Here is a 20401-nt window from a genome sequence, read left to right on the forward strand (position 1 = left end):
GACCTTGTGGCCGTACAGCGAACGCCCTACAAAAAATAATGATTTTCTGACGGCCACCCTACTCTTCCTTCTCTTTATCCAACTTTCTTTATCACGCTTTTACATCATCAGCGTCTTGAACCGCTAAGCGCGCACCTTGCAGTACTAATGCTGTCAGCAAACGAACTTCTGAGGCCAACTCATCATTCCAAGCAGGCCAAATTCGAGAGATGTACGCATTACTGCCTTCGCCCGGGCTCATGAAGCCATCATTGAATGCGTCAGCCATTTTCTTCAAAGATTTCTCTTCGTCATCGACCCACTGACCGCGGCTAAAGCCCGCTTCAACACAAGCCAACGCCGTTTTCGGGAAATAAGGCATAGGCTTAGTCATGCCTTCGAAGAACAAGCGAACCAATTCAGTCAGTAGCTGTTTGGCATACTGCACATCGGCAATTTCTGGGTAGATCAAATGCAGCGCGCCTTCTTTACGATCGTAACCAATGATGTGGGTTTTCTTAGCATGACCCGACGCCGACATGGCAAGGTGATCGATCCACGCTGCAAGGTAATCCTGCGATCGAATCTTACCGCTTCGATAGCGAATCAAACCGGATTGGTAGCATTGAGTTAGCCAACCTGTTAGGCGAACGTTTTTCTCTTCGCCTTCATTTCGCTCAAACAAGGAATCAAACGTCAGGTCGATTTCCAAATCGTCTTGAGGCGCACCAGATAAAAACGCCAGTTTATCCACCAGCTCTTCCGCCTGAACTCGGTTAGTTTCAAATTCGATATCACCAAACGCCCCCACCGGCAGTTTGCCTTGCGCGCGCTGTTGACTCATAAAGTGTTTAAGCACCTCTGTTTTTTTCTCTGGCTGCATCAATGTCGTTTCAAGCAAGGTTTCTAACAGCTCATCACGCATTTGATAGCTTTCCAAACCACCTAAAACAAAGGGTTCGTCGTCTTCCATCACCGGTAGCGGCGGTTCAAAGATTACTTTTAAACGACGATTGAAAAAATACTGCACAGGTAAGCGCCAGAAACGTTGCAACTCGACTAAGTCGAGCTCAAGTGGGAACGTCGCTCCTAACAGATAGTCGTCTAATGCCCGATTAAAATCACGACGAACATAGCCTTGCGATTGACTACTTTGAGTCAATGCCGCTGGAATCCACTCTTTCGCGTAGCTGGCGTGCATGCCTTGGAACGCACTTGGGCTAAACGGCACCATGGCGTGGGTATTCACTAACGCATTTAATAAGTTGTCGCCAGACTCATCAACGGGCAACGCTTCATCACCACTTAGACAATAGTTTTGGTGACAGTATTCCATCAGCTCAGAAACCAGAACCGAAGGCACTCGCTCGGTGTTGTCTTGGATTGAACGGCCAACATAACTGATGTAGAGCGTTTGCTGTGCAGACAACATCGCTTCGAGGAATAGGTAACGGTCATCATCTCGGCGCGAACGGTCGCCCGGTTTGGTTCTTCCTGTCATCAAGTCAAAGCCTTCTGGCGGCATGGAGCGTGGGTACACGCCGTCATTCATCCCCAGTAGACAAACGGTTCTAAACGGAATAGAGCGCATCGGCATCAGGGTACAAAAGTTCACTTGACCAGCAAGGAAGCGCTGGCTGACTCGTGTGCCAGATAATTTGTTTTGAAGGTATTGGCTGATGATCGACGGCGATAACGCATCATCAAATGCAGCATCAGCTAATTGCTCTTTGAGTTGGCTGAGCGTATCGCGAATGGATTTGAGCGCCATTTCGCCTTCTAACTCAACTGAGAAGAAGTCATCCAGCAGTAAAACTAAAGTCTCTCGCCAACCATCAATAGTCTGAACATGAGAAAGTTTGCTTCGATAAGTGCTAATTTGTTGGATAAAGTGTGCCAACTTGCCCGCCAGCTCTGCGCCCATGCCTTGCACTTCGTTGTACGGAGACAAACTGCCTTGCTCGGTTTCAAACAAACCAGCGGATTCTGGCATCGCGTAGCCAAGCAACATGCGTTGAATACCAAATTGCCATGTGTTTTGACGAGTTTCCGGCAGTTCAAATTCGCGTCCGGTATTGGCATCCAACCCCCAGCGAATTCCCGATTCCTCAACCCATTGTTTGGCTTGTAAGAAATCATCTTCGCTGAGTTCAAAACGCTTTAATATCGCTGGAGTTTCCAGAAGTTCGAGTAGTTCTGATGCCAAACAGCGCGTATTGGGTAAGTTCACCAACTGCATAAATGCAGCCAGAATTGGGCTCTCTTGATCGGCGGTTCGGTCAGAAATCGAATATGGAATAAAACGCTCACCCGGCGCGTTACCAAAGACCGCCTGAATCGCAGAGCTGTAAGCGTTGATGTCCGCGACCATCACGATAATATCGCGCGGTTTTAACGTTGGGTCAGCATCGAACATCGCCAACAGTTGATCATGCAGCACTTCAACTTCGCGCATCGGGCTGTGACAAGCGTGTAGGCTCAGTGATTTATCACCCAAGCTAACCACTTGTTTGTGATGACTGTTTTCAATCTGTTGATCATCTTGATGTTCTTCAAGATTGAGAATATCCGCTTGCAATTGATGGAGCAGACTGTCGCGCTCAACATCAACAAAGGCTTCGATTTCATGAGATTCCAGCTGAGACAACAGATACATATTGTCGCGCCCGAGTTTACCCATGGATGCCAACAGACTGTTTCCGACCACATCGGTGTGCAGCTCATCGATCACATTATCTTCCAGTGATCCTTTCAGTTGCTCAGTTTCACCTTGCACTTCCGAGTGATCGTCCTGCCACACAACGTGCTGACGATGTTTCGCCGCCAAACGAGCCAGATATTTGCGATCTCGAACTTCACCCCAGTAATAACGACACGGGTTGGTGAACATCAGATGCACGTCGATGTGTTCACCAATTGCTTTTAGCGCATCCATATAGCGAGGCGGCAACGAAGAAATGCCAAAAACAAACAAACGCTTGGGTAAATGGTCAAAATTGCCGTTAAAACTCTCTAACGTGTCGATAAAGTGCTCATAAAGGTTGGCACGGTGATATGGAGACTGTCCTAATGACACAGTGTGATCATACAACGCTTGCCATAAGATCGGCTGCCACGGATGCTCATCTTCCAGCTCTGGCACACTCTGCCCTGCTTCCCAACTTGCGATCCACTCCGGACGATACACCAAGTAACCATCGAAAATATCGGCAATTTTCTCAGCCAGTTGATACAGCTTAGAGTGATCACTGTCATCTTTGAGGTACTGCGCTAACGGCGAAAACACGTCTTGGTTGAGAAGCCCCGGCAGCAGATGCATCAACTTCCAAGTCATCGCTTCTTTGTTAAACGCACTGCGTTTTGGCACGTCTGGCAACACCTGCGTAAACATTTCCCAAATGAAGGTAGCAGGAAGCGGAAAATCAATGTTCGCGGCAACACCAAACTCTTTGGCCAATTCCATTTTTAGCCACTGGGACATGCCCGGACTTTGAACCAGAATTTGTTCTTTTTCGAACGGGTTTTCCAGCGGACTGATTCGAATCAGTTCGACAAGGAGTGATTTAAGAACGTCAACTTGGTTGGAGTGATAAACAGTAAACAAATTGGGAATACCGAGCGCCGATTGAAACTGTTAGCTAGCTTAGCACAGCCCCATTTAAACCCGCAGTGATCTCGCGTTCGGAAAAAACAAAAGGTTATATATCACTCAAATAGAGTATGAATCTTCTGAATTTTCACATGTCAATCAAGTCTGACACTTCCATACAAAATGTGACATTCGTCGCAACTATTCCATAATAAAAAACACTGTTTTATACTCCCTCTACCCATAATTTATAAACAAACAAAAAGTATGTTTCGCAAACTGTCTTCCAACAGCGCTTGGCTGATTGCTTTTTTTGCTTGCTTTGCAGTGTACCTGTCGATCGCTTGTTATCCTTTTGTGTTGTCTAACAATCAGAATGAACCGCTAACCTTGTTGCAAGGTTACTATTTGGTTTCGACTCAATATGGCTGGCTGGGCTTGATCGCTCTTCCATTTATGTTGTTGAGTTTATTGCTCTCTTTTCTACCGACTCGAGTATTCAAAGGCATCGTGATCGCTATCGCGATCTGTCTATTGATTATGTTTAAAGTCGATATTCTCGTTTTTCAGCAATACAAACTTCACATCAACGCTCTATTAATCCGTATGTTTTTCGAAGGTGGTGATGATGTCTTCGATATTTCGTGGATGAGTTGGCTAATCTTCATCAGTGAAATTGCCGTTCTGGTGATCGGGCTCGCTTGTACCGTTTGGGTAAGTAATCAACTGGCACAAAGCCGAGCTAAGTTCGTTTTGATCAGCGTCTGGTTTGCTGTATTGCTTAGCACGCAGATGATTCATGCGTACAAAAACGCACTTTACGACGATGAAGTCAGTCAGTTTTCGAATAACTGGCCACTTTACTACCCGCTGACGGCTCGTAAATTTATTTACAAACACGACCTAGTGGATGAGAACATTGCATCGAAGAACCGCGTAGAGTTAACCAACATTGAACGTAGCTCACTCAACTACCCGCTTGCGCCGATTCAAGTGCAAAGCAAAGAGAAACAGCCCAATGTTTTGTTTATCTTGGTTGACGCGTGGCGCTACAGTGATGCGACGCCGGAAGTCATGCCAAATGTCAGCAAGTTCGCCGAAAAAACGGTGAATTTCACACAACATATGAGCGGCGGCAACTCAACTCAAGCGGGTATTTTCAGCCTGTTTTACAGCTTGCCAGCGACCTACTGGGAAAGCTTTTACGCAAGTCAACGCTCTCCTGTGTTTATGGATACGCTGCAAGCAGAAGGCTACCGCATGGGCATTTTTGGCTCAGCACCGCTCACCAGCCCGCCACTTTCTCGCACGGTATTCAAAAAAGTGTCGGACTTGACCCTGAAACAAACTGGAGAAACAACTGTCGAGCGCGATCAGCAGATAACAGACAAGTTCATCGAGTTCCAAAAGCAGGACAGCGACAAGCCGTACTTTGGTTTTCTGTTCTACGATGCCGCCCACGGCACGGTGTTTCCTGAACCTGAATTTGCGAAATTCAAACCATACTGGGAACGCGTTGACCACATTTTGCTCAACAACGATTTTGACGCTTCGCTTTACCACAATCGATACAAGAACTCGTTGTACTACATCGACAGCTTGATTGGTGATGTGCTGAAAAATGTCGACTTAGACAACACCATTGTGGTGATTTCATCAGATCATGGTGAAGAGTTTAACGACCATAAGATGAACTATTGGGGCCACACGGGTAACTACAGTGACGTTCAAGTACATGTGCCTCTTTACGTGTACATGCCAAATCGTCAGCCAGAGCAAGTTGATTACCGCACGACCCATTTTGACGTCGTGCCAACCATGATGAATACGCTGTTTGACGTTCAAGGCACAACGAGTTCATACAGCGTTGGTCATAACTTGTTTGATAGCTCTGCCTCTCGCGATTGGTATATTGCAGGCAGCTACTACAACTATGCATTGGTCGGCAAAGAACTGATGCTTGTGGTCAACCCTGGCGGGCACTCTCAGCAACTGAATCGCCAGTTAAAAGTCGAGAAAGAACAGAAAATTCCTGTCGATATCATTCGTCATTCTCTGGATGAGATGTCGCGATTTTACAAAAAAGGCTAGTGTCCAACATCGACGCCGATTGAAATAAAAAAGCCTCTTGGTTGTAAGACCAAGAGGCTTTTTCCTATCTGCTATTTAAGCGTGATGAGCGTGCATCAAGCGTGGCTGAATCAATAAGTTGTTGATGTATTGTAAAGCCACATAAGAGACAACAAATGTTGCCACAATCAACTCAAGACCAGCTAAGCCTCGCACTTGTTGAACATAGTGCGCAGCCAATCCTTGCAACTCCATCCAATTCGCCATTTTAAACAGCGCCGTCGCACCGATCACCATCGGGAAGGTAAACGCTGCATAGCCTGGGCTAAATGGCAGTCTAAGCAATTTAAAGAACGCGAGATATATGATGGCTGTCATCAATACCGCGATACCAAATAGCATAGCGATGATCACTGGTGATGGTGTCGCAGTGACCGTTAAGTACCCTGCCAATGATAGACTTGCTGGCGCCGCCATAATTGCCATGGTTGGTTTTGCTGCATCCGGAATTTCATGGGTAAACATGAAACGGTAAATCATCATCGGCAACATGATCGCGTACGCCACCATACCAAACATCAATGCACCTTGTGCCACTGGTGCTAACATAGGGTTGCCAGAGAAAGACACATCCGCAACGATGATACCCACAGGCGGTACAAACCAACTAGGAACCATGTGGTGCAATTCAAAATCTTTGGCGCGATGGTAAACAAAGCTCACCAAGAATACGATGTGCAAAACCACCGCAATCAGCCAAAGCGCATCGCCAGCTAATGGGTAAAAATGGCCGAGAGAGTTCGATACCACCATAGTGCCCATCGCAAATGTCGGAACCACGCTGCCCACAACCGGATGAGCAAGATCTTGTCTCAATAGATGATTATGTAGCAAAAACTTGGTTGCCAATATAGCCAACAATATGCTCGCGATACCCGCACTAATCCACTGTCCGTAGCCATGTAATTCGGCGAAGTTTTCCCAACTCCAGCCCAAGCTTGCAATACCAAGAGCCAAACCCGCCATTGGAGTTGGCGCTCCCATTACTTTTGCTTTTGTTCTTTGAATCATGATGACCTCAACCAGACTCACTCTTGATGAGACGTATAATACGCTTGCACTTCGTTCCGATATATCTAATTATTTAAAACAAACGTTCAGAATTACTTAACGGTGGGGTATGGCAAGTCACATTTCTCTTAAACAACTGAAAGTGTTTACGACGATCACGCAGCACAAAACGCTCACAGCGGCTTCTGATAGTCTCTTTTTATCGAAAGCCGCAGTGAGCATGGCACTCTCAGAATTAGAAAAGCAGATCGGCCATCACTTATTTGATCGTGTTAATAACCGACTGATTTTGAACCAAGAAGGTCAAAAACTACTGCCACTGGCGGATGAATTACTCAACCGAGCCAAGGACATCGAGAGCATTTTCGATGGTGACCAAGCGCTATCGGGCCAACTTCGCATTGGTGCCAGCGACACCATTGGCAACCAAGTCGCGCCCTATTTGCTTAGCGAATTTCGTCAGCAAACGAACCATCGTTCTCAAAGTCTGTTCATTTCTAACTCCGCACAAATCTGCGACATGCTGACCGATTACGAGTTAGACATAGCCCTCATTGAAGGCAAAACACTTCACCCTGAATTGCAGTCTACCCAGTTTAGCGAAGATGAAATGTGCGTGATTTGCGCGCCCAATTCCCCAGCCGCGCACGAAGGGCCAGTAAACTTAACCGAGCTAGAAAACAGTGAATGGATATTGCGAGAGGCAGGCTCTGGTTCACGCGAATTTTTTATGCGCGTTGTCGCGCCGCGCTTGGAACATTGGCATGAAGCTTTTCAGCTCAATACCACCGAAGCGTTGATCAACTCAGTATCGGCAGGGTTAGGCTTGGGCTGTTTGTCACGTTTGTCTGCAGAACCTGCTATTCGTGACGGCCGCGTAAAACTGCTCGACATGCCTTTAGATATGAAACGTCGCTTCTGGTTACTGGTTCATAAAGAGAAATATCAAAGCCCATTGCTCAAAACGTTTATCGAATTTTGCCAAGATTGGGAGCGACCAACAAACCTTCCTTTGGCGGACAAATCCGCAATGTGAAACCAAGATAGTTTAAATGCTAGTCAGTTAGTTGTACGTGTCTCTCATTCTGAGGCTTGTCGCTAGACTTGATTGGTCAAAAACTGTATAAAAAGCCAGTATCAATACACCAAATTAGGGGACCAACCATGGCTGTAATCGTCAAGTACGTGGTAGAACGCAATGGAGAAGAGAAAATGACTTTTACCTCTAAAGCGGAAGCTGACGCATACGACAAAATGCTGGATATGGCAGACGAGTTATTCTCACTGCTGGGTAAAAGTGAACTTCTAGAAGACGAAGGTAAGCAAGAAGATCTTGCAATGTTCCTTGCGCAAAACAAAGAAGAAGTGCTTTACGCTCTTGGTGCAAAACGTAAACCTGCACCAAAAAAAGCAAAGAAGCTTGAAGCTGTTGAAGAAGATAGCGAGCAAGAAGACGCTGCATAAGCCTCTTATTTGTTTAGAAAAAACGTCGCATTATGCGGCGTTTTTTTATTCCTTCCGTTTATCTCCATATATCTCTGAGAATATAAAGAACCGATTTAATATCCCAAATTGCTCTAAATTTCATGTTGCGGATTAGTGTGACTTAGATCTAGTCTAAATGGGTCCGGTGATGGGGTGCCACCGGAATCGAAAGATTCGAACCGCTGTTAAAGCTAATGACTCCTACAGAAACGAAAACAGGTCAGCCCTGTTGGAAGTGCTTTCGCTTATGTTGTGAAAGCGAGAGTTCTGTAGTGAGCAATTCAACTCTTCTCCAACCCCGCACCTGTTTTCTCAAAAATTAAAAAGATATCCAAAATAGTTGTTAACTCAACAAGGCGACAAACGCATGAACCTCCTGAACATAGTTTTCTATTTGATGGAGCGAATAAGAGCAGTCAACGCCGTTGAGACTGACAAATAGGCTGGATATCGTACACTGGGAAAACATTATGCAATATTCACACGAAATCCAATCAATGTGCCCGATTCAACGCGGCGAGCTTCATGCATCTGCACCGATCCCTGTTGAAGGCGCAATGATCAATCCAAAAGACGTTATCGCGATTTCTGGTCTTAGCCACGGAGTTGGCGCTTGTGCTCCTCAACAAGGCGCAGCAAAACTGACCCTTAACGTCAAAAACGGCATCATCGAAGAAGCTTTGATCGAAACGATCGGCTGTTCAGGCATGACTCAATCAGCAGCGATGGCCGCAGAAATCCTAACAGGCAAAACCATTCTTGAAGCACTGAATACCGACTTGGTATGTGATGCTATTAACGTCGCGATGCGCGAAATCTTCCTTCAATTTGTTTACGGTCGTACGCAATCTGCTTTCTCTGAAGGCGGCTTAGAAATTGGTGCGGCATTGGAAGATCTTGGTCAAACTCAACGCAGCCAAGTGGGTACTAGCTACTCAACCAAAGCAAAAGGCGTGCGTTACATGGAGTTGGCTGAAGGCTATGTAACAAAACTCGCGCTAGACGAAAACAAAGAAGTGATTGGTTACCAATATCTCAACCTCGGCAAGATGATGAAAGCCATCAACGAAGGCGTATCTGCTGCAGAAGCCGCAGACAAAGCGACGGGGACTTACGGTCGTTTTGACGAAGCCGTAACTACCATCAACCCACGCCAACAATAATTGCCACCAAGAGGAAAGAGATTATGAACACTCCAATTACTGAATCTGTACGTCGCACATTAGACGAAATGCAACTTTCTTCTCTGGAAGAGGCTTACCAATACTGTATGGATCGTGGTATCGACCCTAAAGCACTAGTGATGGACACTCAACCTATCGCGTTTGAAAGCGCTGCCGATGCCTACACGCTAGGCACTGCTTTGGCGATTTTCCGCGTAGCAAAAACAGCTGAAGAAGCTGCAAACATCATCGGTGAAGGCCTTCAAGCCTGCACAAAACCAGGCAGCGTCGCAGAACAACGCCGAGTGGGTATCGGTCACGGTGCATTGGCGGCTCGTCTATTGAATGAAGAAAGTGGCTGTTTCGCTTTCCTTGCGGGCCATGAGTCATTCGCAGCGGCAGAAGGCGCTATCAAAATCGCATTGAACGTGAACAAGTCACGAAAAAATCCGTTGAAAGTTATCCTAAATGGCTTGGGTAAAGACGCCGCTTACCTAATCTCACGCATCAATGGTTTCACTTACGTACGCACTCAGTACAACTACCAAACTGGTGAGTTAGTGGAAGTAGAACGTCGCCGTTTCTCCCAAGGTCCACGTGGTGAGATCCTTTGCTACGGTGCAGACGATGTGCGTGAAGGCGTGGCTATCATGCATAAAGAACAAGTGGATGTGAGCATCACTGGTAACTCAACCAACCCGACTCGCTTCCAACACCCTGTAGCAGGCATCTACAAAGCAGAACGTAACCGTGAAGGCATGCCTTACTTCTCTGTGGCATCAGGTGGTGGTACTGGTCGTACTCTACACCCAGACAACGTGGCGGCAGGTCCTGCCTCTTACGGCATGACAGATACCTTGGGTCGCATGCACGCCGATGCGCAATTCGCGGGTAGCTCTTCAGTACCAGCACACGTAGCGATGATGGGCTTCATCGGTATGGGCAACAATCCAATGGTAGGGGCAACGGTTGCACTTGCAGTAGAGGTCGGTGAGCTAAGCCTCTAAGTCGATTTATCGCTTTACTATCCAAAGTCAGTAAATCCAACAAACCCAGTGTAGGGGGAGTGACTTCGGTCCTCCCCTTATTTTTTTGCGATGCTCCCTTCTCCCACTTCACTGTGTCTCTGCCCAAAATCGGCCTGATAAGGCTTTTGCGACACATTTCTCATCAGACAAACATATCTCTAAAAAGACAAAAGGTATCCATCTACGGACTTTCTCCATTTCCCCTCTTTAAACTCCCCAACACTCTCTTTATGATGACCGACAACTTAATTATTTCTTGTCAGTGAACAGACGAGACACAAGACTCAACACATGGAGATCAACTATGGCTTTCTTCTCTCTAGCCTTTGGTACGGCAACTAAAAACCGCGACGGCAAAATCATCGAAGCGTTTTTCCCAAACCCAGTTCTTAACCCAAGCGAAGCGCTTGTTAACGCACTAGCAGCAGTAGCAGGTTATGAGCAAGGCAACCAAGCTATCGAGATCTCTGCAGCACAAAGCGCAGAACTGGCAGCAGCATTTGAAGCAAACTGCGATGCGGCAAACGCTTCTTTCGCAGCAAAAGCAGCAGAATCAGCACAACCACTTGTACTGGTTATCCTTGCAACTGACGAGCAGCCACAAAGCGTTGCTGAAGGTTTCCTAAAACTTCAACTTATCTCTAATCGCCTAGTTCAACCACACGGTACGGTACTAGACGGTATCTTCGGTCTACTACACAACATCGCATGGACTAATGAAGGTCCAATCGACCTACCTGAACTAGCAGAGCGTCAAATCGAAGCTCGCCTAGCGGGTCGTGCACTAAGCGTAGATTGCGTAGACAAGTTCCCTAAAATGGTGGACTACGTGGTACCAACTGGCGTTCGTATCGCTGACACTTCTCGCGTACGTCTTGGCGCACACGTTGGCGAAGGCACAACGGTAATGCACGAAGGCTTCATCAACTTCAACGCGGGTACAACAGGCGTGAGCATGGTTGAAGGTCGTATCTCTGCTGGCGTAGTGGTTGGTAACGGCTCTGACATCGGCGGCGGCGCATCTATCATGGGTACGCTATCTGGCGGCGGTAAAGTTGTGGTTTCTATCGGTGAAAACTCTCTACTAGGCGCGAACGCAGGTCTTGGCTTCCCAATGGGTGACCGTTGTACTATCGAATCAGGTCTGTACGTAACTGCTGGTTCTAAAGTGCGCATGCTAGATTCTGCAGGCCAAGAAGTAGAAGTTGTGAAAGCCCGCGATCTTGCTGGTGTTTCTGACCTACTGTTCCGTCGTAACTCTGTAACAGGTCAAATCGAGTGTCTTGCAAACAAGAGCGCGGTTGAACTGAACAGCGAACTGCATAAAAACAACTAATTCATTCGTGAATTAGCCCTACGAAAAATCCCCCAGCAGGAAACTGTTGGGGGATTTTTTAGCTTACAGCAAAATGCGTGATTACTGATTTAAAAAGCTGACCGCTTTATCTGGGAAATCAGTAAACAAACCATCCACTTTTACTTGGTTGTAGTACACATCCATCATGCCTTCAAAGCTGTCAGTGTACGCTGGAATGCGTCCTGGATCGGCGCGGAACGTGTATGGATGCACTTGCAAGCCAGCGTCTTTTGCAGCCTTCATCAACGGCTTGATGATGATATTGTCTTTGGTTGACTTATCATCCACCAGCATCGGCTTCCAAGGTCCAATTCCTTCCGCGTAACTCGCTACTTTCTTCATTCCGTCGGCTTCGAACATCCAGTCATAACTGTATGGTGTTGCCTTGTCGCCTTTGTACACCATAGTTTCGTTCCAGTCCGTGTAAGCCATAAGCTGAACGAGCTTTAAGTCCATGTCCATTGCAGGCATGAGTTCACTGTTGATGCGTTGAAGTTCATTCGCATCAAAACACTGAAGGTAGACTTTGTCGTCTTGAGAGCCGTAACCGTACTGCTTCAAGACTTTAAGTACTGCTTTAGAAATGTCCTTACCTTCATGACGATGGAACCAAGGCGCTTTAATTTCTGGGTAAATACCGATGTCATAACCCAGCGTTTTGTTTAAGCCTTGGATCAGCTCAATCTCTTCAGCAAACGTCGGCACGGTGAAGTCAGATTTCCACATAGGGAATCGGGTTGGATAGCCCGCTACTTTGTTGCCTTTCTCATCGATGTTGAACCCTTCGGTAACTCGCAAGGATTTGATTTCCGCCAGAGTGAAATCAATCGCGTAATAACGACCATCTTTACGTGCACGATCAGGAAAACGCTCCGCAACATCCGTTACGCGATCGAGATAATGGTCATGCAACACGACCAACTGGTCGTCTTTCGTCATTACCACATCTTGCTCTATGTAGTCAGGTTTCATTGCGTAAGCAAGTGCTTTGGCTTCTAGCGTGTGCTCAGGCAAGTAGCCCGATGCGCCACGGTGCGCAATGACAAGCGGCTTCGCAATCGCACCAGCAGAGAGGCTAAGTGCTAAAAAAGTAAGACATACTGACTTTGTTTTCATTGTTATTTCCTTGATAAAGCGAAGAGGCAGTATTCCACTGCCTCTTTAAATAAATATTACGCTAGCGCTTCCTTCTCGCGCTCTTTTTGCTCGTGGTGCGCACGTTCACCTAAGAAGGCGTACATCAAACACACGATAGAAGTAATACAAGAACCCACTAAGATGATAAAGCCACCATCCCAGCCAAAGTGGTCTACGGTGTAGCCCAAAATCGCGTTTGCGGCAACTGCCCCACCCAGGTATCCAAACAAACCAGTAAGACCAGCGGCAGTACCTGCGGCTTTCTTCGGAGCGAGTTCAAGTGCGTACAAACCGATCAGCATAACCGGACCATAGATTAGGAAGCCAATTGCAATAAGCGCCATCATATCTACTGTTGGGTTGCCCGCAGGGTTAAACCAATAAACCATCACTGCAACTGTCACTAGCACCATAAATAAGATACCAACAGGTGCACGACGACCTTTGAACAATTTGTCAGAGATCCAACCACACAATAGTGTTCCTGGAATGCCAGCCCATTCGTATAAGAAATAAGCCCATGACGATTTATCTACCGAGAAATCCTTCGCTTCTTTTAGGTAAACAGGTGCCCAGTCCAGTACGCCGTAACGAATTAGGTAAACAAATGCGTTTGCAATTGCAATCGACCAAAGAAGTTTGTTGTTGAAGACGTATTTGAAGAAGATTTCCTTCGCTGTCATTTCTTGTTCATGGGACTTGTCATAGTCATCTGGGTAATCGTCTTTGTATTCTTCAATAGGAGGCAGACCACAAGACTGAGGGGTATCGCGAACCGTCATCCAAACAAACACAGCAACCAACGTGGCGAAAAATGCAGGAACATAAAATGCAGTGCGCCAATCATCGTTAAATGCCCACAGGCCAAGAATAAATAGTGGACCAATCAAGCCACCACCCACGTTGTGCGCCACGTTCCAAACCGAAACGATCTCACCACGCTCTTTACGTGACCACCAGTGCACCATGGTTCGGCCACAAGCAGGCCACCCCATCCCTTGGAACCAACCGTTTAAGAAAAGCAAAATGAACATCGCAGTGACGCTACCAGTCGCCCATGGCATAAAGCCAAAGCAAAACATCACTAATGCAGACATCAATAGGCCGCCACTAAGGAAATAGCGAGGGTTGGAGCGGTCTGAAACGCTGCCCATTAGAAACTTAGAGAGACCATATGCAATGGAAACAGCTGCCAAGGCGACACCTAAGTCTCCGCGGCTAAAGCCTTGCTCGATAAGATAAGGCATCGCCAAACTGAAGTTTTTACGAACTAGATAGTAACCGGCGTAGCCAACAAAGATACCGATAAAGAGTTGCCAACGGAGGCGAGAGTAGGTGCTATCGATGCTGCCAGGGGACAGACGATCAATGTGCGCCTTAGGTTTGAATATTCCAAACATAGGAACCTCATTATTTTGTATGCGATGGTAAAAACACAAAAGGAGCGAACGAAACAAAATAAATCTTCGTTCGAAAGTTCATGAATTGTATGGAGTTAGGATTTTATTTCTGTGACAAATGTTGCACATGGATTAAATATAAGTAAATACAGTAAATTATATGAGCATTAATTAGATCATCGTTCAACTTTACTCAAGATTCGTTAATATGAAACTGATATTCAAACCTCTCACTTGAGCATTCCAATTCGAAACCTTTGAAACAAAGGCTCGAATTAGAACATAAACTAACCATAAAAAGGGCGATTTACGCCTGCCCTACTCGCTCCGAACCAACTAATAACTAAAAAGCTGAAAAACGATCACGTTTAGCATCAAACGAAATAAAAAAAACAATTTTTATTTGAATACAAGCCGAAGCAATGATTCACAAACACAAGACATTAACAGCGTTTATTCTCTTCTCAACTCATCCTATTGGTACCAATGGGATGACGATTTTTTCTAAAAGTCCAAACATGACAGCGTATTTTTTATATCACTGCTATCCCTTGATACATTTGACATTCCGCTACTCCTTTAGGGTTAATTGCTACACAAGTTCTGTGCAATAAGTCTCCAAGCACGTAGCAGCTTCACAAAACTCCTCTTACCAGTTGTGCATTCTTTTTCACATCGGTAATTTGAGAGCTCTCAACACTGGCCTCGTGACAAATAAATTATTTTCGTTATGTTCTTTTCCGGTTAAAAGATGCGCCATTTAACAAAAACGAAGACTTTGATTAACAAATTTATGCTCAAACGCTCACTTTTAACGCTCGTTTGTTTTCGTAAACGTTTATATATGCACAATAGTATCGTGCTAGACAGGCAAAAATGATCAAAGGACTTTTAACATGACAACGAACAAACACCCCTCTCTGCTTGGAGAATGTTTGGCCGAGTTTATCGGTACAGGACTACTTATTTTCTTCGGCGTAGGCTGTGTTGCAGCCTTAGTTCTAACAGGCGCATCATTTGGACAATGGGAAATCAGTATTGTATGGGGCTTCGGTGTCGCCATCGCTATTTACTGTACGGCTGGCGTCTCTGGTGCACACATCAACCCTGCCGTTACCATCGCACTTGCTATGTTCCATGGTTTTGATAAGGCGAAAGTGGTGCCATACATTATCGCTCAAATGCTTGGGGCATTCTGTTCTGCTGCATTGGTATACAGCTTATACAGCAACCTTTTCACCGACTACGAAATCGCTCATAACTTCGTTCGCAGCAGCCAAGATGCACTAGCAACTGCTGGTATCTTCTCAACCTATCCGCATGCCTCCCTCTCTTTCTTTGGTGCTTTTGCTGTGGAATTCGTTATCACTGCTGTGCTGATGTTTGCGATTCTGGCTCTGGGCGATGAAAATAACGGCGCGGCACGTGGCGCAATGAACCCTCTATTGATCGGTATTTTGATTGCCGTCATCGGTGGTTCACTTGGCCCACTAACAGGCTTTGCGATGAACCCTGCTCGTGACTTTGGACCGAAGCTGTTCGCTTACTTCGCAGGTTGGGATTACGCTCTGACAGGTGCAAAAGACATTCCTTACTTTATCGTGCCTTTACTTGCTCCGATTGCAGGTGCGTGTTTTGGTGGTTGGTTGTATCCAAAAGCGATTGCCGCTTACCTTCCACAACAAGGCCACGGTTGTACGATTCCAAACCAATGTGAGACGGAAGAAGAAACAGAAGAAGCTAGAGCTTAAAACTGACGTAACTCGAACATTTACTAAAATATAAATAACGAAACAAAAGGATTCTTACCATGACTGAGCAAAAATACATTGTTGCCCTAGACCAAGGTACAACAAGCTCTCGCGCAGTGATTCTTGATCATGATGCGAACATCGTAAGCGTCGCGCAACGCGAATTTACTCAGATTTATCCAGAAGCTGGTTGGGTTGAACATGATCCAATGGAGATCTGGGCAACACAAAGCTCTACCTTAGTAGAAGCTCTAGCTAAGTCTGGTATCCGTAGCGACCAATTAGCGGCTATCGGTATTACTAACCAGCGTGAAACGACCATCGTCTGGAATAAAGAAACAGGTAAACCCGTTTACAATGCGATCGTATGGCAATGTCGCCGTACTGCTGATATCTGTGAAGATTTAAAAGCACGCGGTCTCGAAAACTATGTACGTGACAACACTGGTTTGGTGCTTGACCCTTACTTCTCCGGTACCAAAGTTAAATGGATTCTGGACAATGTTGAAGGCGCACGAGAAGACGCAGAAGCAGGCAAGCTTTTGTTTGGTACTGTCGATACTTGGTTAGTTTGGAAGATGACTCAAGGTCGCGTTCACGTAACCGACTACACTAACGCATCGCGTACCATGCTGTTTAACATCAACGATCTATGTTGGGATCAAAAAATGTTAGATGAGCTTGGCATTCCAGCATCTATGATGCCAGAAGTGAAGCGCTCATCGGAAATTTACGGCAAAACGAACATCGGTGGTAAAGGTGGTACTCGTATTCCTATCGCAGGGATTGCAGGTGACCAACAAGCCGCGTTGTACGGCCAAATGTGTGTGGAAGCTGGCCAAGCGAAAAACACATACGGCACAGGTTGTTTCTTGCTGATGAACACTGGCCAAGAGAAAGTCACCTCGAAGAATGGTCTGCTTACCACGCTAGCTTGTGGCCCGAAAGGCGAGCCTGCTTACGCACTTGAAGGTGCGGTGTTCATGGGTGGTGCCTCTATCCAGTGGCTACGTGATGAACTGAAAATCCTAAACGGTGCAGAAGATTCTGAATACTTCGCAACAAAAGTGGACACATCAAACGGCGTTTATGTCGTGCCTGCATTTACTGGTTTAGGTGCACCATACTGGGATGCCTACGCACGTGGCACGATTGTCGGCCTTACTCGCGGTGTGAATTCAAACCATATCATCCGTGCAACATTAGAAGGCATCGCTTATCAAACTCGTGACGTACTGGATGCGATGCAAGCTGACTCAGGCATTAAGCTTGCGAACCTTCGCGTCGATGGTGGTGCAGTAGCGAACAACTTCCTAATGCAATTCCAATCCGATGTATTGAATACAGAAGTACACCGTCCTCAAGTAACTGAGGTTACCGCTCTTGGTGCAGCCTACCTTGCCGGCCTTGCAGTTGGTTACTGGGATAGCATTGATGAGTTGCAGAATAAAGCGGTACTTGATCGCACCTTTGAGCCACACGATGATGAAGAAAAACGCAATCGTCGTTACAAGGGTTGGAAGCGTGCAGTGAAATGTGCACAAACCTGGTCTGAACTTCACGACGAAGAAGATTAATCTCATCTCCATAAGAAAAAAGAGCGCCATTTGTGCGCTCTTTTTGCGCTTTATCCCCGATTCCTGAACTCGCTTACTTCTCACAACGAACAAATTCGAGCACAATAGAGCTTCGAATTTGAAGCATTGGCCGTTACCAATGCACAAGGGAGTGGTAAGTGAAGCAAATACCTCGACACCAGCAGATTGTTGAGCTGGTGAAAAAACAAGGCTATGTCAGCACGGATGAGTTGGTAGAAAGATTCAATGTCAGCCCACAAACCATCCGACGCGATCTCAATGAACTCGCCGATGACAACAAAATTCGTCGTTATCACGGTGGAGCCACTATTCCTCTCAGTTCTGAAAACACATCTTACAACACGCGTAAAGCGCTCAACTTCAATGAAAAAGATGTCATTGCAGACGAGGTAGTCAAACACATTCCAGATGGTGCCACACTATTCATCGATATCGGCACCACACCAGAAGCAGTTGCGCGAGCGCTCAATAAAAATCATAAACAGTTGCGTGTTGTCACCAACAACATCAATGTTGCGACCATTCTTTTCCCTAACCCTGAAATCAAAGTCATCTTAGCGGGTGGAGAAGTCCGCAGCAGAGACGGCGGTATTGTTGGCGAGGCTACCCTCGATTTCGTTAAACAGTTCCGTCTCGACTTTGGTATTCTCGGCATTAGCGGTATCGACTTCGATGGCTCGCTATTAGACTTTGATTACCACGAAGTCCGGGTAAAACAAGCGATCATTGACAATAGCCGTAGTGTATTTCTTGCCGTAGACCACACCAAGTTTGGGCGCAATGCTATGGTGAAACTAGGCAATATTGCACAGCTCAACATGATCTTTACCAATAAGCAGCCACCAGAAGAAATCTTGTCAATTTTGAAGGAAGCTTCTATCCCACTTGAAGTGGTTGAAGCTAACGAATCAAACTCCGAAAACGAGTAACGTCAATCGTATAATTCCCCCTCAAATGACCTCTGTCTTAATTAGACAGAGGTTTTTTTTGTGTCTAAATCACACAAAACGCTCACAAACGAAAATAATAGATGATCACAAACGAAACCTGAGCTAGGATTACATTATGTTCTAAAATGCTCGTTCGCTCACCAAGAGGTCAAATTTATGAGTATACAAAATAATGCTTCCACTACTAGCTCATCCACTACCTTAGACTTGATCGTAATCGGTGGCGGCATTAACGGAGCTGGTATTGCAGCAGACGCAGCTGGCCGAGGTTTGAGTGTTGGCTTATATGAAGCAAATGACTTCGCATCTGCGACTTCTTCAGCAAGTTCTAAACTGATACACGGCGGTTTACGCTACCTTGAACACTACGAGTTTCGTTTAGTTTCGGAAGCGCTCGCAGAGCGTGAGGTTATTCTTCGTAAAGCACCACACGTCGCATTACCAATGCGTTTCCGTTTACCGCATCGCCCATTCCTACGCCCAGCTTGGATGATTCGTTGTGGCCTTTTCCTTTACGATAACTTGGGTAAACGTACGACGCTGCAAGGCAGTAAAACCGTCAACCTTGCGAAATCTGGCTTGCTAAAACCAGAGATGAAAACGGGTTTCGAATACTCTGACTGTTGGGTTGATGATGCACGTTTAGTATTACTGAACGTTCTTGCGGCTCGCGAAAACCATGCTGAAGTACGTAACTACTGCCGCGTGGAAAAAGCACACCGTGAAGGTGGTATCTGGCACGTTACTATTCACGATGTGATGACAGACCAACGTTTCGAACGTAAAGCGAAAGCGTTAGTCAATGCTGCGGGGCCTTGGGTAAAACAGTTCTTTGATGATGGATTAGAGCAAGCCTCTCCTCGTAACATTCGCTTAATCAAAGGCTCGCACATCGTTGTTCCTCGTATCCACAACGAACCGCAAGCCTACATCCTTCAAAACAAAGACAATCGCATCGTATTTATGATTCCTTACTTAGATAAGTTCTCAATCATTGGTACAACAGATGTGGAATACAAAGGTGACCCACGTGAAGTGTCGATCTCAGATGACGAAGTCGATTACCTCATTGATATCGTAAACCAACACTTTGTCCACCAGTTGACTCGCGAAGATGTAGTTTGGACATACAGCGGTGTTCGTCCTTTATGTGACGATGAATCTGACTCTCCGCAAGCAATCACACGAGACTACACGCTAGAGCTCGATGCGGAATACGACCATGCACCTCTGCTTTCTGTTTTTGGTGGTAAGTTAACGACCTACCGTAAGTTAGGTGAAGCAGCAATGAAGAAACTTGCTCCGTTCCTACCTGAAATGGGTAAAGACTGGACGGCCAACCAAACCCTTCCTGGTGGTAACTTCAGCTGTAGTCGTGAACAATTAGCTAAACAAATTCACGCTAAATACACTTGGGCGCCAGAAGCATTGATTCTTCGTTATGTCACACAGTTTGGTACCCAAACCTGGAACTTAATGGAAGGCACAACAAGTGAAGCTGACTTAGGACAAACGTTCTCGGCACAAGCAGGTGGTGTTTACCAACGTGAGATCGATTACTTAATGAACCATGAAATGGCAATGACCGATGAAGACATTTTATGGCGCCGTACTAAGCTTGGTCTTTACATGAACGAGGAAGAAAAACAGGCCTTAACGGACTATTTAAAGAAAAAGCTACAACAGAAAGTGGTTAATCTTTCTCAGGTTGGCTAACAGCTCCCCTCCCTCCCCCCCACAATAAAGCCTGCTTAGTTGCAGGCTTTTTGTTTTGTTGTTTAAGCACAACACCTTGGTGCGCTCCACTCGATTGCAAATAAGAA

Annotated in this window: 14 protein-coding genes and 1 riboswitch; of the genes, 10 read left to right on the forward strand and 4 right to left on the reverse strand. The window is 46.1% G+C overall.

Annotated elements, in window-relative coordinates; all coding sequences use genetic code 11:
• Positions 1–91: 91 nt before the first annotated feature.
• Positions 92–3583 carry an exodeoxyribonuclease V subunit gamma gene (gene recC / locus R7F07_RS02575; RefSeq protein ID WP_054574838.1) on the reverse strand — a complete coding sequence of 1164 codons (3492 nt, stop codon included), beginning with the start codon at positions 3581–3583 and terminating at the stop codon, positions 92–94.
• A gap of 252 nt (positions 3584–3835) precedes the next feature.
• Between recC and R7F07_RS02580 the strand changes: the two genes are divergently transcribed.
• Positions 3836–5659, forward strand: a complete 1824-nt coding sequence (locus R7F07_RS02580) for a DUF3413 domain-containing protein (RefSeq protein ID WP_033905554.1) — start codon at positions 3836–3838, stop codon at positions 5657–5659.
• Positions 5660–5734: 75 nt separating this feature from the next.
• Here R7F07_RS02580 and R7F07_RS02585 read toward each other — a convergent pair whose 3' ends face one another.
• A complete protein-coding gene (locus R7F07_RS02585) occupies positions 5735–6709 on the reverse strand; it encodes a TDT family transporter (protein ID WP_017636010.1) in 975 nt (324 codons plus the stop codon).
• A 109-nt stretch (positions 6710–6818) separates the two neighbouring features.
• On the opposite strand from R7F07_RS02585, the gene R7F07_RS02590 reads away from it, so the two are divergent.
• From R7F07_RS02590 to dapD, 5 genes are all read left to right on the forward strand, one after another.
• The gene (locus R7F07_RS02590; RefSeq protein ID WP_318110433.1) at positions 6819–7745 is read left to right on the forward strand and encodes a LysR substrate-binding domain-containing protein; all 927 of its coding nucleotides are present in this window, start codon (positions 6819–6821) and stop codon (positions 7743–7745) included.
• 128 nt (positions 7746–7873) lie between these two features.
• Positions 7874–8173 (forward strand): YebG family protein, encoded by a 300-nt coding sequence (locus tag R7F07_RS02595; protein ID WP_005380208.1) that lies wholly within the window; start codon positions 7874–7876, stop codon positions 8171–8173.
• Positions 8174–8329: 156 nt separating this feature from the next.
• Positions 8330–8405: riboswitch (Fluoride riboswitch) on the forward strand.
• Between the two features lie 259 nt (positions 8406–8664).
• Positions 8665–9357: an iron-sulfur cluster assembly scaffold protein gene (locus R7F07_RS02600; protein ID WP_005391710.1), complete on the forward strand. Its 693-nt coding sequence runs from the start codon at positions 8665–8667 to the stop codon at positions 9355–9357.
• Positions 9358–9380: 23 nt separating this feature from the next.
• Positions 9381–10364, forward strand: a complete 984-nt coding sequence (locus R7F07_RS02605; protein WP_005391709.1) for a GGGtGRT protein — start codon at positions 9381–9383, stop codon at positions 10362–10364.
• A gap of 325 nt (positions 10365–10689) precedes the next feature.
• On the forward strand, positions 10690–11721 hold the full coding sequence (gene dapD, locus R7F07_RS02610) for a 2,3,4,5-tetrahydropyridine-2,6-dicarboxylate N-succinyltransferase (RefSeq protein WP_171343208.1): 1032 nt from the start codon (positions 10690–10692) through the stop codon (positions 11719–11721).
• 81 nt (positions 11722–11802) lie between these two features.
• On the opposite strand, the gene glpQ is transcribed toward dapD, so the two are convergent.
• Positions 11803–12858: a glycerophosphodiester phosphodiesterase gene (gene glpQ / locus R7F07_RS02615; RefSeq protein ID WP_005380201.1), complete on the reverse strand. Its 1056-nt coding sequence runs from the start codon at positions 12856–12858 to the stop codon at positions 11803–11805.
• A gap of 56 nt (positions 12859–12914) precedes the next feature.
• A complete protein-coding gene (gene glpT, locus R7F07_RS02620; RefSeq protein WP_171343207.1) occupies positions 12915–14279 on the reverse strand; it encodes a glycerol-3-phosphate transporter in 1365 nt (454 codons plus the stop codon).
• Between the two features lie 896 nt (positions 14280–15175).
• Here glpT and R7F07_RS02625 point away from each other — a divergent pair.
• The 4 genes from R7F07_RS02625 (at position 15176) to glpD (ending at position 20294) form a co-directional block, all read left to right on the forward strand.
• On the forward strand, positions 15176–16030 hold the full coding sequence (locus R7F07_RS02625; protein WP_005380195.1) for an MIP/aquaporin family protein: 855 nt from the start codon (positions 15176–15178) through the stop codon (positions 16028–16030).
• Between the two features lie 59 nt (positions 16031–16089).
• On the forward strand, positions 16090–17607 hold the full coding sequence (gene glpK, locus R7F07_RS02630; protein ID WP_171343206.1) for a glycerol kinase GlpK: 1518 nt from the start codon (positions 16090–16092) through the stop codon (positions 17605–17607).
• Between the two features lie 158 nt (positions 17608–17765).
• Positions 17766–18557 carry a DeoR/GlpR family transcriptional regulator gene (locus tag R7F07_RS02635; RefSeq protein WP_005380192.1) on the forward strand — a complete coding sequence of 264 codons (792 nt, stop codon included), beginning with the start codon at positions 17766–17768 and terminating at the stop codon, positions 18555–18557.
• A gap of 177 nt (positions 18558–18734) precedes the next feature.
• A complete protein-coding gene (gene glpD, locus R7F07_RS02640) occupies positions 18735–20294 on the forward strand; it encodes a glycerol-3-phosphate dehydrogenase (RefSeq protein WP_017636005.1) in 1560 nt (519 codons plus the stop codon).
• Positions 20295–20401: the final 107 nt, after the last annotated feature.

Source organism: Vibrio sp. YT-16 (assembly GCF_033337405.1).
Lineage (GTDB): Bacteria > Pseudomonadota > Gammaproteobacteria > Enterobacterales > Vibrionaceae > Vibrio > Vibrio alginolyticus.